Here is a 14,376-nt window from a genome sequence, read left to right as displayed (position 1 = left end):
CGGGCCGGGAACGGTCCGGGGCGTTTCGTCTTCCGGGCGTCTTCCGGTCGTCTTGCCGGGCGTCTTCCGGGTCGTCTTCCGGGCGTCTTCCGGGTGGGCGCGCGGCACCGCTCAGCGCAGTGCGCTCGCCACCAGCCGGGCCGCCCTCTTCACCTTCGGTGTGGCCACCCGCCGCACCACCGGGCGGATCACCCGCGCCGTCACGCCGACCGGCTCCCAGCGGACCTGGAGACGGCCCGGGCCGTGGCCCTCCGGCTCCACCGTCAGCCGGTGGGACGGGAGGCGGGTGGTCAGCGTCGGGAACGACAGGGGCGCCAGCAGCAGGCCCGTGTGGGACAGGCCCTGGTGCGTCAGCCGGAGCAGCGGGTGACGGACGCCCGCGAAGCCCTGCAGGGGCAGGGAGGCCGCCGCCAGGTCCAGGTGCGCGTGGCCCTCGAAGAGGCCCGGGCGCACCGGGGAGAGGCGGAAGGGGACCTGCAGGCGGCGGCCCCCGGGAGCGATGAGCAGCGTGGCGCGCTGGGGGCCGACCGGGAGGCGCCGGGCCGGGTCGTAGGTGCGGATCGCGAGGTCCACGGAGGCGCCCGGGCCGCGGGTGATCTCGGTGATCTCGTGGCGGAACTGGGCGCTGGGGAACGGGCGGGTCTCCAGCTCCAGGTCGGACAGGTCGAGTTCGCGGCGGGCCCAGGCGGTCGGGGGGACCCGGTTGCCCCAGTAGGTGCGGCCGTCGCCGTCCGTCGCGATCTGGCGCGGGGCGACGCCGTGGCCCAGGCCCCGGGAGGCCAGGCGGGCGTCCGCCGGCCGCCGGTCGCGGATCAGCTGCACGACCACCCGCTCGGCGCGCGGGAGGCGGGCGAACGCGCCCGGCGTGAGGGTGTCGAGGTAGGGGGTGACGAGGTCCGTGAAGGACGTCAGCCAGGCGTCGTCCCGGTAGGGCAGGTCACCGGCGTACATGCGGAAGTCGTGCTTGAGGAACTTGTGGTCCTTGTCCTCGCGCAGCGACTCGTGCCCGCTCTCGGCGAGGAACGCGTCGATGAGCCGCTGGACGTGGATCCGGTCCCGGACGTTGGCGAGCTTGTGCCGCTGGTTGGATATCGAGGCCGCGTCGGAGGCCGCGTACGGGGCGACGTACCAGCGGTAGACCGGTTCCGGGATGATCGTGAAGCTCTTGGCCAGGCAGTACGCCTGCGCCGAGAACAGCTGGTCCTCGTAGTGGATGCCCTCGGGGAAGCGCAGGCCGTGCCGGTCGAGGAAGGCGCGGGCGTACATCTTGCTCGTCGACAGGTGCTCGAAGAGCAGGCGCGGGTCGGCCTCGATGCCGTCGAGGGTGCGGCGCTCGGCGACCAGGTGGGGCATCCACGTCGAGCGGCGGCCGTTGTCCACGCGGATCCGCTGCACCGCCCCCATGGCGAAGTCGAGTTCGCGTTCGCGGTGCGCGGCGAGCAGCAGGGCGACGGCGTCGTCGGGCAGTTCGTCGTCGCTGTCGAGGAACATCAGCAGCGGTGCCCGGGCGATCTCCAGGGCGCGGTTGCGCGGGGCGCTGCAGCCGCCGCTGTTGCGCTCCAGGCGCAGGTGGCGGATGCGCGGGTCCTCGGCCGCCAGCCGCTGGGCCACCGCCGGGGTGGCGTCGGTGGAGTGGTCGTCGCTGATGATGATCTCGAGGTTCGCGTGGGTCTGCCGGCGCACCGAGGCCACCGCGCGGGGGAGGCGTTCGGCGTCGTTGTAGACGATGACCGTCACGGTGACGTCGGGGGTGCTCATGCGGTCGCCTCCTGCGGGGTGGGGGCCGGGGTGCGCTCCTCGAGCGGCAGGACCGGCGGCAGGTCCTTCTCGTCCTGGCCGAGGAAGACCCGGCGCACGACGCGTTCGGCGGCGCGTCCGTCGTCGTACTCGCAGAACCGGCGGCGGAAGGCGGCCCGGGTCTTCGCCGCGCCCTCGTCGCGCCAGGCCTCGGTGGTGAGGATCTCCGTCAGCTCCTGCTGGGTGCGGGCGACGGGCCCCGGGGCCTCGGCCATCAGGTCGAAGTAGACGCCCCGGGTCGTGCGGTAGGTCTCCCAGTCGTCGGCGTGGATCACGATCGGCCGGTCGAGGTTGGCGTAGTCGAACATGATCGAGGAGTAGTCCGTGATCAGGGCGTCCGCCGCCAGGCACAGCTCCTCGACCGGGTCGTAGGAGGAGACGTCGATGATCCGGCCCGTGCGGCGCAGGTTGCTGAGCGGGGAGGCGGCGCCGCCGTAGAAGTAGTGGCCGCGCACCAGCAGGACCGTTTCCTCGCCCAGGCGGTCGGCGAGGGCCGCGAGGTCGAGACGCGGGGTCCAGCCGGCCTCGTAGTCGCGGTGGGTCGGCGCGTAGAGGATCGCGCGGTGGCCGGGGGCGATGCCGAGCCGGTCGCGGACCGCGCGGATCTCGGCGGCGCCGGCGGTGTAGTAGACGTCGTTGCGCGGGTAGCCGTGGTCCAGGGAGACGTAGCGCGAGGGGTAGGCCCGCTCCCACATGCGGGTGGTGTGGCTGTTGGCGGAGACGCTGAAGTCCCACTTGTCGATCCGCTCCAGCAGCGCCTGGAAGTCCAGGCCCTGCGCGGCGGCCGGGTACGCCATCTGGTCGATGCCCATGCGCTTCAGGGGCGTGCCGTGGTGGGTCTGGAGATGGATCGCGTCGGGGCGCTTGACCACCGCGTTGGGGAAGTTGACGTTGTTGACCAGGTACCGGGCGGTGGCCAGCACCTCCCAGTAGCGGCGGGTGCCGGGCAGCACGTGGTCGGTGCCGGGCGGCAGCAGGGCCGCGTTCTCCGGGTTCACCACCCACACGGGGTGGATCTGCGGGGCGAGTTCGGCGAGCTTGGCGGCGATCGCGGCCGGGTTGCAGGCGACTCCGCGGTTCCAGTACGCGGCGAACACCGCCAGGTGCGGGTTGACCGGGCGGCCGAGGGCCCTGCGGTACTGGTGGTCGCGGAGCCGCGCTCCCACCTGGCGCCTGCGGGCGCGTACGGCCGATCGGGCGGTGCGCCGGGTGCGGTTGACGGCCTGGAAGGCGCGGTACCGGCCGTACGCGCCCTCCTGGAGGAGCGAGCGGCGGACGCCTTCGAGCCCGGCAGGGTGGCGGTAGCCCTCGGGGCGGCGGCGCAGGGCGGCCAGCGACGCACGGCGGAAGAACTCCCGTGCGACCTCCTCCGTCATGCCGCCGCGGGCGAAGGTGCGCAGGCAGTCGCGGACCATGACGTCGTAGAGGACGGTGTGGGCGGCCCGGCGGTCGCGGGTGAGGTCGAGGAGGGACTCGTAGCGCGCGACCAGGCCGTAGCGCTGTTCCGGCGTGAGCGGGGGCAGGCTCGCGGGGCGCAGCCGGCGGTCCTCGTAGGCGACGTGCGGCAGGCAGGCCACGCGGTCGGCGAGCAGCAGGGCGGCCAGGGCCGCGTAGGGCTCGTCGTCGGTGCCGAACCGCTGCTCGTGCGCCTTGTAGAAGTCCGCGCGCAGCACGCGGGTGCCGAGCAGCGGGGTCAGCCGCAGCAGCGGTGAGCAGTCGTCGAGGGCGACGTCGGCACGGCCCGCCCGGGCGAGCAGCGAACCGTCGGGGGAGGGCATGCCCGTGGTGCGCCAGGTGCTGCGGACGTGGTCCAGCAGCAGGACGTCCACCTCGGGCGGCAGCTCGGCCACCCGCTCGGCGACCAGGCGCGGGGCGCCGGCGGGCAGGCCGTCCTTGGCGTGGACGAAGTGCAGCCAGCGTCCACGGGCCCGGGTGGCGCCCGCCGCGCGGGCCGCGGCGTCGCCCGTGCCGTCCGGCAGCGGCAGCACCTGGACGTCCGGTGCGTGCCGCTCGGCCGTCTCGCGGGCCCAGTCGCCGACCGCGGCCACGATCACCTCGGCGTCCGGCAGCGGATGGGCGGCCAGGGAGTCGAGGAGTTCCGTCAGATGGCCCTGGACGTTCGGCCCGTGGACGACGACGCTCAGCTCGGCCATCACGGGACCCCTTCTCGCGGCTGCACCTACGCGGTCATGCTGCCATCAATGAGACAAAAGGGCCGATCGGGTGCGCCTCACGAGGGAACCTTGGCCTTGGGCTTCGGCGCCTTCTCCCCGGTGAACGCCTCGTACTCCTTCAGGACGTCCTCCGTCGGCCCGTCCATGCGCAGCTCCCCGCGCTCCAGCCACAGCACGCGGTCGCAGGTGTCGCGTATCGACTTGTTGTTGTGGCTGACCAGGAAGACGGTGCCGGCGTGCTTGCGCAGCTCGCGGATGCGGGCCTCCGAGCGCTTCTGGAAGGAGCGGTCGCCGGTGGCCAGGGCCTCGTCGATGAGCAGCACGTCGTGGTCCTTGGCGGCGGCGATGGAGAACCGCAGCCGCGCGGCCATGCCGGAGGAGTACGTGCGCATCGGCAGCGTGATGAAGTCGCCCTTCTCGTTGATCCCCGAGAAGTCGACGATCTCCTGGTAGCGCTCCCTGATCTGCTCGCGGGACATGCCCATGGCCAGGCCGCCGAGGTGCACGTTGCGCTCGCCGGTCAGGTCGTTCATGAGGGCTGCGTTCACGCCCAGCAGGGAGGGCTGGCCGTCGGTGTAGATGCGGCCGTTCTCCACCGGCAGCAGCCCGGCGACGGCCTTGAGCAGGGTCGACTTGCCGGAGCCGTTGGTGCCGATCAGGCCGATCGCCTCGCCCCGGTAGGCGACGAACGACACGTTCCGCACGGCGTGCACCCGGCGCACACCGGCCGCCTTCTCCGTCTGCCTGCGGCGCACGATGCGGTTGAGGGCGGCGGTCGCGGAGCCGCGTCCGGCGCCGGTGCCGTTCACGCGGTAGACGATGTCGACGCCGTCGGCGACGACGGTGGGGATCTTCTCGCTCGGGTGCTCAGCCACGGCCGTACGTCTCCTCAGCCTTCCAGAAGTAGATGAACCCGCCGGCCCCGGCGAGCAGCGCCCAGCCGGCGGCGATCGCCCACACGTGGGCCGGGAGCTGGCTCGCGTGGAAGCTGTCGATCAGGGCGAAGCGCATCAGGTCGATGTAGATGGCGGCCGGGTTGGTCTCCAGCAGGACCGTCACCACGCGCGGCAGGCTGTCCTTGTCCGCCAGCTGGTCGATGCTCCACATGACGCCCGAGACGTACATCCAGGTGCGCAGCACGAACGGCATCAGCTGGGCGATGTCCGGGGTCCTCGCGCCCATCCGGGCCACGACCATGGAGACGCCCGCGTTGAACGTGAACTGCAGGACCAGTGCCGGCACCGCCAGCAGCCAGGACACGCCCACCGGCACACCGAAGCAGAGCAGGATGACGACCAGCGCGGCCATCGAGAACAGCAGCTGCTGGAGCTGCTGGAGGCAGAACGACAGGGGCAGCGCGGCGCGCGGGAAGTGCAGGGCCCGGACCAGGCCGAGGTTGCCGGATATGGCGCGGGTGCCCGCCATGATCGAGCTCTGGGTGAACGTCCAGACGAACACGCCCGTGACCAGGAACGGGACGTAGTCCGGCACGCCGTGCTTGGTGCCGAGCAGGACGCCGAAGATGAAGTAGTAGACCGCCGCGTTCAGCAGCGGGGTCATCACCTGCCAGAGCTGGCCGAGCTTCGCCTGGCTGTACTGGGCGGTGAGCTTGGCGGTGGCGAACGCGGTGATGAAGTGGCGGCGGGCCCACAGCTGCCGGACGTACGCGGGCAGGGAGGGCCGGGCGCCGCTGACCGAGAGGCCGTGGCGGGCGGCGAGGGCCGCGAGGTCGTCGTCGGCGGGGACCGGTGTCCGGGGCGGTGTGTGGAGGACCTGACTCACATCCGCTGCTTTCGCTCGGGGGAGGGGGTGGGACGTCCTGGGAGCCGCGCGGGGCCGGAAAGGGGGTGGTCTTTGCCGTCTTTGCCGAAGCCTGCACGACTCTTTGCGTCGGGACGGGACCGTATCGTCGCAACGCGAGCGTAAGCCGTTCGAGCGTCGCAACGCAACCGTTTCGTCGTCACGCCCTATGCTGTCCGGCATGACGACGAAGCCCGAGGAGTCCCAGCCGTCCCCGCGCCGCCGGGCCCCCGCGGGAGCGGCCGTACTGCGCCAGGACGTCACGGAGGCCATCCGGGCGGCCGTGTTCGAGGAGCTCGCGGCCGTCGGCTACGCGCGCATGTCCATCGAGGGGATCGCGCGCCGTGCCGGGGTCGGCAAGACGGCGGTCTACCGGCGCTGGCGTTCCAAGCTGCACCTGGTCCTGGACATCGTCTCGGCCCTCGCCGTGCAGGGCCTGCCCGCGCCGGACACCGGCTCCCTGGAGGGCGACCTGCGGCTGCTGTACGAGGTGACGTCCCGCGCCCTGCGCCACCCCGTCGCCTCGCAGATCATCCCCGACCTCCAGGCCGAGGCGGCCCGCAACCCCGAGATCGCCGAGGCCCTCCAGAAGGCCCTGCGGGAGGGTCAGGACGGGGTCGCCACCGGCATCGTCACGGCGGCGCAGCGGCGCGGCGAGCTGCGCGAGGGCCTGGACCGCGACCTCGCGCTCGACCTGATCTCGGGACCGCTGTACTGGCGCTCGGTGGTGATCCGCAGCCCCAAGCTGCCCAAGGGGTACCTGGGCGCGCTGACGACGGCGACGGCCGGGGCGCTGCGGGCACTGTGACGGTCCGTCCCGGCCGGTAGTTCAAACACCGGCGGTGGCCGGCTTCTGCCGGGAGTCCGGCCGTCGCAAGGCTGGAGCGGGCCGGCGCCGGACCGGGGTAGGTGAGTGCCGGGCCCGGGTGGGTGCGTGCCGGGCCGGGGCGGATCACCGCCGGGCCGGGGTAGGTCAGTGCCGGGCCCGGGTGGGTGTGTGCCGGGCCGCAGCGATTCAGCGCCGCGCCGGGCGGATCAGCGCCGGGCCCGGGCGGGTCAGTGCCGGCCCGGGTGGGTCAGTGTCGGGCCGCGTCCGGGTGCAGTCGTAGCCAGCCCTGCCACGCCGAGGTGATCATGTCCTGGACGTCGTGCCGGGCCTTCCAGCCCAGTTCGGCGGCGGCGCGGTCGGCGGAGGCGACGACCCGGGCCGGGTCGCCCGGGCGGCGGGGCGTGACCTCGGGCGTCAGGTCGAAGCCGGTGACCGCGTTGATGCGGTCGATCATCTCGCGCACGGAGACGCCCTCGCCGCGGCCGATGTTGACCGTGAGGTCGCGGCCGGGGGAGGAGCGCAGAACCCGGGCCGCGGCGACATGGGCCTCGGCCAGGTCGACGACGTGGATGTAGTCCCGTACGCAGGTGCCGTCCGGGGTCGGGTAGTCGTCGCCGAAGACGCGCGGCGGCGCGTGCTCCGTGAGCTTCTCGAAGACCATCGGCACGAGGTTGAAGACACCCGTGTCCGCCAGCTCGGGGCCGGCCGCGCCCGCCACGTTGAAGTAGCGCAGGGAGGCGGTCGACAGTCCCGTCGCCCGGCTCGTGGCGCGCACCAGCCACTCGCCGGCCAGCTTCGTCTCGCCGTACGGCGACATCGGCAGGCAGGGCGTCTCCTCGGTGACCAGGTCCACGTCCGGCATGCCGTAGACCGCCGCCGAGGAGGAGAAGACGAAGGACGGCACCCCGGCCGCCGTCACCGCGTCCAGCAGGATCCGCAGGCCCTCGACGTTCTCCCGGTAGTAGCGCAGCGGCTGCTCGACCGACTCGCCCACCTGCTTCTTCGCCGCGAGGTGCACGACGCCGGTGACCTCGTGGTCCGCGAGGGCACGCGCGACCCGCTCGGCGTCCAGGATCGAGCCCACCACCAGCGGCACCCCGTCGGGCACGCGCTCGGCGATGCCGGTGGACAGGTCGTCGTACACCACCGCCTGTTCGCCCGCCGCGGTCATCGCCCGTACGACGTGCGCGCCGATGTAACCGGCGCCGCCGGTGATCAACCAGGTCATGTGCGGCCGTCCCCTCGTCAGTTGGCCCGTGGTGGTGTGCGTGGCGCTGGTCCGTCGTGGTCGTGGTGTTCTCAGTGAAGCAGGCGGCGCAGCCGCCGGCGTACGACGGAGAGCACACCGCGTACGCCCGGTGCCACCCGCAGCGCCAGCGCGCCCGAGTGGGTGGGGTACGGCTGTACGAGTACCACGCCGCGCCGGGCGCTCGGGACGGCGCGGCGGCGCAGCAGACCGGCGCCCGTGAGCGCGTGCGCCGAGACCTCACGGCTCCCGCCGTCGCGGAAACGGACCCGCAGGCGCAGATCCCAGGTGCCCGCGCCGAGCGCGACCAGGGCGGCCAGATCGACGCCGACCTCGGCCGACCAGGTGGCGGGGGCCCCGGCCGGCCCGGCGACGCCGGATCCGGACGGTCCGCCCGGTCCCTCGCCTGCCGGGGCGGGCCCGCCCGGCTCCGGGCACGGCACGAGCGCCGCGCTCCCGCCCGGGACCACCACGTCCCCGTCGTCCCGGTGCCACCACTCCATCTCCACCGTCTCCGGTCCCGCCTGCGCCACCCGTCCGTACAGCTCGTGCAGCACCAGCCGCAGCCGGGTGTCCCGGGCGCGGGGCCGCAGCGCGGCGTCGACCGCGAGGGGGAGCGCCCGCACCGGGCCGGTCAGCAGGGGTTCGAGGGAGACCTGGGGCAGGTCGGGCGACCAGACGGGCGTGCCGTCGGCGGCCCGGGCGTACGGCGGCCGGAGCCGGGCCGGGCGGGCCGCCAGCTCCCGCAGCCGGGACAGGTCGCGCGGCTCCGGGGCGGCCAGGACGACCCGTCCCGCCAGCCGGCCGGGAGCGGCCGGGTTGCGCGCCCAGTCGTCCGCGTCGTACTCCGCGAGGTGCGCCCGCGTGAGCTCCCACCACGCACGCCGGTACGCGATGTCGCGCAACCCCAGTTCGCGCAGGTACATCCGCAGGTCGTGATCGAGGAACTTGGCGCGCGCGGCCCGCGCGAGTTCCTTCTGCCCGGCGCCCAGCAGGATCTCGTACGCCTGCCGGCACGCCTCCGTACGGGCCCGCCAGTTGTCGACGCCGGCCCGGTCCAGCGAGATCGACAGCCGCTCGGCGGACCGCCGCACGTGCCAGACGTACACCCGGTCCGGCACCAGGGCGATGCGCGGGGCGGCGGCCAGCACGCGTGCGGTGAAGACGACGTCCTCGTACGGGAAGCGGCCCTCGGGGAAGCGGATGCGGTGCGCGCGCAGGAAGCCGGTGCGGTAGAGCTTGTTGACGCAGAGCGTGTCGTGGACCAGGCGGGGGCGCCGCGCGGGCCGCGGCACGACGGCGTGGTGGGCGTACAGGCCCGCCTGCCAGGGGACCTCGCGGCCGCCGGGCAGTTCCCTGCGCACGCACAGGCCGCCCACCACCTCGGCGTTCGTCCCCGCCGCCGCCGCGAGCAGCGCGTCGACCGCGCCCGGAGGCAGGACGTCGTCGCTGTCCAGGAACATCACGTAGGACGCCGTCACCGCGTCGAGCCCGGTGTTGCGCGGGGTGCCGCAGCCGCCGCTGTTGGCCCGTCGGCGGATCACCCGCAGCCGCGGTTCCGACGCGGCCAGCCGCTCCAGCAGGCCCGCGCTGCCGTCCGTCGAGCAGTCGTCGACGGCGACGACCTCCCGCACGGCAGGCCCCTGGTCGAGCGCCGAGCGCACGGCGTCCGTCACATGGGCGGCGTCGTCGTAGCCGATGACCACGACGGCGACGTCTTCCTCGGCGTTCCTCACGGCATCCATCACCGCGGATCGTAAGCCGGGCGAATGACATGAAAGTGATAACACACCATCAAACGCCCATAAAGGGTGCAGGGCGTCACAGAATCGGGCCGTGACGATCGGACAGGCGAGGGGGAGCGACCGGTTCGGCACGCGTGCGGGGCCCGTGGCGGCGCCCGCGGCGTTCCCCGCGGTGCTTCCCGTGGTGGTTCCCATGGCGGTGATGCTCGCGATCGGGCTGTGGGGCCTGGACCGCGGCGGCATGTGGGGCGACGAGAGCGTCACCTTCCAGGTCGCGCAGCGCACGGTCGGGCAGATCTGGCGGCTGCTGCACGACGTGGACGCGGTGCACGGCCTGTACTACCTCGTCATGCACGCCGTCCTCGCCGTCCGTCCGGACGAGGTCGTGCTGCGCCTGCCGTCCGTGGCCGCGGCGACCGCCACCGCCGGCCTGGTCGCCGCCCTGGGGGTCCGGCTGGCCGGGCCGCGGGTCGGCCTGTGGGCCGGCGTCCTCTACGCGATCACCCCGATGACCGGCCACTACGCCCAGGAGGGACGGTCGTACGCGCTGGTCGCGGCGGGCGTGGCGGCGGCGACGCTGCTGCTGGTGCGGGCCGTGGACACCGGGCGTGCCCGGGCGTGGTGGCCCTACGGGGCGGTCCTCGCGGTGAGCTGTCTGCTGCACGAGTTCGCGGTGCTGGTGCTGTGCGCGCACGCCCTGACCCTGGCCCTGTGGCGGGTGCCCCGCGGGGTGTGGGCCGGCTGGGGCCGCGCGGCGGGGGCGGTGGTGCTGCTCCTGCTGCCGCTGGTGTGGGTCTCCCAGGGGCAGGCCGGGCAGGTAGCCTGGCTGGAGACGCCCGGCTGGGACCGGGTCGCGCGGCTGGCCCGGAACTTCGCGCCCGGCCCGGAGGGGGCCGCCTTCTGGGTGCCGCTGCTGCTGATGGCCGTGGGGCTGCGGGCGCGGCGGACGGCGGCGGTGGCGCTGCCCTTGCTGCTGGTGCCGCCGGGTGTGCTGCTGACCGTCTCCCAGGCGCGGCCGCTGTACCACGACCGGTACGTGCTCTACGCGCTCGCGGGCGCTTCCCTCCTGGTCGCGGCCGGGGCCGGGCGGGTGGCGGGGCTGCTCGGACGGGTGCGGTTCGACGGGCGGCGGCTGCGGATCGGCGGCCGGCAGATGCACGCCCTGGCGGGCCTGGCCGGCGTCCTCGCCCTGACCACGGTCTTCGTGCAGCAGCTGCCGGTCCACCGCCAGGACCGCTCGGCCGCGCACCGCCCGGACAACCTCGCCGTGGTCTCCGCGCTCGCCGTCCGCCAGATGCGCCCCGGCGACCCGGTGCTCTACGTGCCGTCGGTCGGCAGGCTGGCCGCGCTGGCCTACCCGAAGGGGTTCGCGCGGGTGCGGGACATCGCGCTGCGTGAGTCGGCGCCCCGGTCCGGCACGCTGTGGGGGCGCGAGGCGACACCCGGGGAGCTGCGGCGCAGGCTCGCCTCGGTGGACCGCGTCTGGCTGGTCGCCGAGCGGTACGCGCTGGCTCCGGGCTGGTCCCCGGCCGACCCGGTGGAGCGCACCAAGCTGACCGTCCTCGCGCGGGAGTTCACCGTCCGCGAGGAACACGTCCGGGACGACGTGGTGCTGCGCCTGCACGTCCGCCACCGACCCGCCGACCTCCCACCCGGCACGACCACGACGGCCCGGCTCCGGGCGGACCACCGGGGGACGGAGTGAGCGAGGCCGGGTGACGGGCGGCTCCTGGCTGGGCCGGGCCCAACACCCCACCGGGGTGCGCCGGGCGTCGCTGCGACGGTCGGTTCCGGGCGTCGCGCCCGCCGACTTCGCGGGCGCGGCTGGATCCAGTGCGATGGCGGGCCGCGGGTGCGTCCCATCGCGGGTGAGTCCGCGGAGGCGGCGGCTGGCGGCAGCAAGCCCGACGTGCCGCCCGGCCGCGCCGAGGCAGCCCGGCTTCCGGCGTGCTGCCCGGCCGCGCCGAGACAGCTCGGCTTCCGGCGTGATGCCCGGCCGCGTTGAGGCAGCCCGGCTTCCGGCCTACCGCCCGGTCTCGCCGAGACAGCTCGGCTTCCGGCCTACCGCCCGGTCTCGTCGAGGCAGCCCGGCTTCCGGCGTGCCGCCCGGCCGCGCCGAGGCACCCCGGCACCCGCCCGGCCTCGCCGAGGCCCCGGCGCCCGGCCGGTCGACCCGCCTCGCTAAGACAGTCCGGCTCCCGGCGGCCCCCCGGGCGTCGGGGTCAGCGCGGCTGCGTCCAGCGCGGTGGTGAGCTCGTCGAGACGAGCCCGCAGCGTGCGGATCTCGGCCGCTTCGAAGCCCGTGGCCGCGGCGATCCGGCGCGGCACCTCCAGCGCCCGCTGCCGCAGGGCCGTGCCCTCCTCGGTGAGACGCACCTCGACCGACCGCTCGTCGCGGGCGCTGCGCTCCCGGCGCACCAGACCGGCCGCCTCCAGCCGTTTCAGCAGCGGCGACAGCGTGCCGGAGTCCAGCCGCAGATGCTCCCCGAGCTTCTTCACGGGCAGCTCGCCCTGCTCCCACAGCACCAGCATCACGAGGTACTGCGGGTAGGTGAGCCCCAGGTCCTTGAGGATCACGCGGTAGACCCCGTTGAAGGCGCGGGAGGCCGCGTGCAGGGAGAAACAGATCTGCTGGTCCAGGCGGAGCCAGTCGTCGTCCTGCGTGTTCATGCCTCCAGGGTAGCTCGTGCCCACCATTCAATTGCGCGCAACTTAATTGTGTGCTCTAATTCTGGGTGTCGGGCGGCCCGGAAGCGGGCCGCCGAACCATGACGTGAGAGGGAAGGTCTTCCATGGACGCGCTCTACACCGCTGTCGCCACCGCCACCCACGGCCGTGACGGGCGGGCCGTCAGCTCCGACGGCGTGCTGGACCTCGCCCTGGGCGTGCCCCAGTCGATGGGTGGCAACGGCCAGGGCACCAACCCCGAGCAGCTCTTCGCCGCCGGTTACGCCGCCTGCTTCGGCAGCGCCCTCGGCCTGGTCGGCCGCCAGGCCAAGGTCGACGTCAGCGACGCCGCCGTCACCGCCGAGGTCTCCATAGGCAAGCAGGGCGAGGGCTTCGGCCTCGCCGTCACCCTCCGGGTGGAGCTCCCCGACAGCGTGGACGAGGCGACCGGCCGCAAGCTGGTCGAGCAGGCCCACCAGGTCTGCCCGTACTCCAACGCCACCCGCGGCAACATCGAGGTCGACCTCGTCATCGAGTAGGCGCCGCCCGCGTCACGGCCCGACCCGCGCCAGCACCTCCCCCGTCCGCCGGCTCCACGCCACCACCACGGCCTCCTCGGGCACCGGGTGCCAGCGCGTCAGCAGCAGCCAGCGCACGTGGTAGCGGCGGACGACGGCGGCCCGCTCGGCGCGGGTCGCGTCCGGGGCGAGGTAGGCGCGCACGTCGGCCGCCCGCCGCCGGCGCTCCGCCTCGTCCAGCGCCGGGTCGGGCCAGATGGGCGCGGCGAGGTTCGGCCCGTATCCGGCCAGGGAGTGGCTCGCGAGGTACCCGTCGGTGATCACCACCTCGCCCCGCCCGATGTGCCGCGCCGCCCAGTCGTACGCCGGCCAGCGCGTCGGCTGCGTGAACCCCACCGGGTCGACGGAGCGCGGCACGACCGCCCCGGCGTGCACGGTCAGGAACCCGGCGCACACCCCGGCCGCCGCCACCCCGCCCAGCACCCTGCGGGCCCGGCTCCAGGGCCGGGCCGCCGCCAGCTCCACCGCCAGGGCGAACTGCAGCGGCACCAGCACGGCCCACAGGGCCCGGGCGTACGTGTAGTGCCCGCTCACCCAGCCGTACGCCACCAGCAGGCACTCCAGCGCGAACATGAACACCAGCGGATCACGCGCCGAGCGGCGGGCCCGCAGCCACAGCGCGGGCAGACCGAGCAGCGCCAGCCAGGAGTTGGCGAGCATCCGCTCGTACAGCTGCCGGTGCATCGCGTCCATGCCGGTGTCGCCCACCAGTTCCAGCACGTCGTAGTACGGCCACGCCAGGGCGAGCGCCGCGCAGGCCGCGGCGGTGAGCGCCCAGCGCGCCACCACCGGCCGGCGCCAGCCGCGCTGCCGGGACGCCACGATCGCCACCGCCCCGGTGAACGCCGAGGCGGCCGTCACCGGATGCGTGAGCAGGATCAGCGCGTACAGCAGGCCGATCCCGGCGTACCCCCACCAGCCGCCGAGCCCGCTCGGGCCGACGAACCGCACCGCGGCGTCCTGCCGGGCCCGGGTACCCGTCCAGGCCCACGCCCAGAAGGTCAGGCCGATGGCCAGCGCGGACGGATAGCCGAGGTTCGTCGTCATCGGCATCAGGCCGAGATAGCCGCTCCACAGGATCCGCGTGGTCCCCCACAGCAGCGTCATGAACAGCAGCGCCAGCACCGGCGCCCAGGGGCGTGCGGTCAGGCTCCGGACGAACCGGCCGAGCCCCGCCAGCAGCACCAGCAGGTGCACCGGCCCGGCGAGCTTCACCACCGCCCAGCCGGACAGCCCCGTCACCCGCGCCAGCACGCCCTGTGCGACGGCGTACGGGCCGTAGTAGGGGCTGCCCTCGCCCGGCAGGTCCGCCATGGTGTGGGCCGGGTGCAGCAGATCGTCCCTGAGGCGCTCGATCACCGCCGCGTGCTGCCCGGCGTCGCAGCACAGCGGGACGCGCCAGAACGCCAGCGTCATCACCAGCCAGAACAGGGCGCCGTAGAACCGGTACGGGGTGAGGCGTCCCGGGCGGCCGCCGCGCAGCGCCGTCGCGCCGCGCACCGCCCGCCGGACGAGGACCGGGGCGCTCACAGGAGAGGGG

The 14,376-nt window shown here is 74.3% G+C and carries 11 protein-coding genes; 3 read left to right on the top strand and 8 right to left on the bottom strand.

Translation table 11 applies throughout. From position 1 onward, the window contains the following. Positions 1-111: 111 nt before the first annotated feature. The 4 genes from ACPXCS_RS11280 to ACPXCS_RS11265 all read right to left on the bottom strand — a co-directional run bounded on the left by ACPXCS_RS11280 (position 112) and on the right by ACPXCS_RS11265 (position 5,753). Positions 112-1,758: a glycosyltransferase family 2 protein gene (locus ACPXCS_RS11280; RefSeq protein ID WP_425951949.1), complete on the bottom strand. Its 1,647-nt coding sequence runs from the start codon at positions 1,756-1,758 to the stop codon at positions 112-114. Beyond that, complete coding sequence (locus tag ACPXCS_RS11275) at positions 1,755-3,950, bottom strand: CDP-glycerol glycerophosphotransferase family protein (RefSeq protein ID WP_425951948.1); 2,196 nt, start codon at positions 3,948-3,950, stop codon at positions 1,755-1,757. Before ACPXCS_RS11275 ends, ACPXCS_RS11280 begins: the two co-directional genes overlap by 4 nt. A gap of 77 nt (positions 3,951-4,027) precedes the next feature. Further along, positions 4,028-4,846: an ABC transporter ATP-binding protein gene (locus tag ACPXCS_RS11270; protein ID WP_425951947.1), complete on the bottom strand. Its 819-nt coding sequence runs from the start codon at positions 4,844-4,846 to the stop codon at positions 4,028-4,030. Beyond that, entirely contained in the window at positions 4,839-5,753 is a 915-nt protein-coding gene (locus tag ACPXCS_RS11265) for an ABC transporter permease (protein WP_425951946.1), read from the bottom strand. The genes ACPXCS_RS11270 and ACPXCS_RS11265 overlap by 8 nt, the downstream gene beginning before the upstream one ends. 199 nt (positions 5,754-5,952) lie before the next feature. Here ACPXCS_RS11265 and ACPXCS_RS11260 point away from each other — a divergent pair, with 199 nt between their 5' ends. Further along, the gene (locus ACPXCS_RS11260) at positions 5,953-6,579 is read left to right on the top strand and encodes a TetR/AcrR family transcriptional regulator (protein WP_425951945.1); all 627 of its coding nucleotides are present in this window, start codon (positions 5,953-5,955) and stop codon (positions 6,577-6,579) included. A gap of 268 nt (positions 6,580-6,847) precedes the next feature. Here the strand turns inward: ACPXCS_RS11260 and galE are convergent, their stop codons facing one another. Both galE and ACPXCS_RS11250 read right to left on the bottom strand, forming a co-directional pair. Continuing rightward, entirely contained in the window at positions 6,848-7,828 is a 981-nt protein-coding gene (gene galE, locus ACPXCS_RS11255) for a UDP-glucose 4-epimerase GalE (protein ID WP_425951944.1), read from the bottom strand. A 71-nt stretch (positions 7,829-7,899) separates the two neighbouring features. Further along, positions 7,900-9,591, bottom strand: a complete 1,692-nt coding sequence (locus ACPXCS_RS11250) for a glycosyltransferase family 2 protein (protein WP_425951943.1) — start codon at positions 9,589-9,591, stop codon at positions 7,900-7,902. 193 nt (positions 9,592-9,784) lie between these two features. Between ACPXCS_RS11250 and ACPXCS_RS11245 the strand changes: the two genes are divergently transcribed. Beyond that, the gene (locus ACPXCS_RS11245; protein WP_425951967.1) at positions 9,785-11,296 is read left to right on the top strand and encodes a glycosyltransferase family 39 protein; all 1,512 of its coding nucleotides are present in this window, start codon (positions 9,785-9,787) and stop codon (positions 11,294-11,296) included. A gap of 476 nt (positions 11,297-11,772) precedes the next feature. Here ACPXCS_RS11245 and ACPXCS_RS11240 read toward each other — a convergent pair whose 3' ends face one another. Continuing rightward, on the bottom strand, positions 11,773-12,261 hold the full coding sequence (locus ACPXCS_RS11240) for a MarR family winged helix-turn-helix transcriptional regulator (RefSeq protein ID WP_425951942.1): 489 nt from the start codon (positions 12,259-12,261) through the stop codon (positions 11,773-11,775). Between the two features lie 122 nt (positions 12,262-12,383). Here ACPXCS_RS11240 and ACPXCS_RS11235 point away from each other — a divergent pair, with 122 nt between their 5' ends. Then, complete coding sequence (locus tag ACPXCS_RS11235) at positions 12,384-12,797, top strand: organic hydroperoxide resistance protein (protein WP_425951941.1); 414 nt, start codon at positions 12,384-12,386, stop codon at positions 12,795-12,797. 12 nt (positions 12,798-12,809) lie between these two features. Here ACPXCS_RS11235 and ACPXCS_RS11230 read toward each other — a convergent pair whose 3' ends face one another. After that, positions 12,810-14,366 (bottom strand): hypothetical protein, encoded by a 1,557-nt coding sequence (locus ACPXCS_RS11230; protein WP_425951940.1) that lies wholly within the window; start codon positions 14,364-14,366, stop codon positions 12,810-12,812. Positions 14,367-14,376: the final 10 nt, after the last annotated feature.

It is taken from the genome of Streptomyces sp. DT190 (assembly GCF_049846985.1).
Classification (GTDB): domain Bacteria; phylum Actinomycetota; class Actinomycetes; order Streptomycetales; family Streptomycetaceae; genus Streptomyces.
The sequence above is the reverse complement of the archived record's forward strand: the minus strand, read 5'-3'. Positions and strand labels throughout refer to the sequence as shown.

What these genes read in the sequence shown, in the direction of transcription:
- ACPXCS_RS11280 (WP_425951949.1), bottom strand. Translation starts at nt 1,758, where the DNA reads ATGAGCACCCCCGACGTCACCGTGACGGTCATCGTCTACAACGACGCC.
- ACPXCS_RS11275 (WP_425951948.1), bottom strand. Translation starts at nt 3,950, where the DNA reads ATGGCCGAGCTGAGCGTCGTCGTCCACGGGCCGAACGTCCAGGGCCAT.
- ACPXCS_RS11260 (WP_425951945.1), top strand. Translation starts at nt 5,953, where the DNA reads ATGACGACGAAGCCCGAGGAGTCCCAGCCGTCCCCGCGCCGCCGGGCC.
- galE (WP_425951944.1), bottom strand. Translation starts at nt 7,828, where the DNA reads ATGACCTGGTTGATCACCGGCGGCGCCGGTTACATCGGCGCGCACGTC.
- ACPXCS_RS11250 (WP_425951943.1), bottom strand. Translation starts at nt 9,591, where the DNA reads ATGGATGCCGTGAGGAACGCCGAGGAAGACGTCGCCGTCGTGGTCATC.
- ACPXCS_RS11245 (WP_425951967.1), top strand. Translation starts at nt 9,785, where the DNA reads ATGGCGGTGATGCTCGCGATCGGGCTGTGGGGCCTGGACCGCGGCGGC.
- ACPXCS_RS11240 (WP_425951942.1), bottom strand. Translation starts at nt 12,261, where the DNA reads ATGAACACGCAGGACGACGACTGGCTCCGCCTGGACCAGCAGATCTGT.
- ACPXCS_RS11235 (WP_425951941.1), top strand. Translation starts at nt 12,384, where the DNA reads ATGGACGCGCTCTACACCGCTGTCGCCACCGCCACCCACGGCCGTGAC.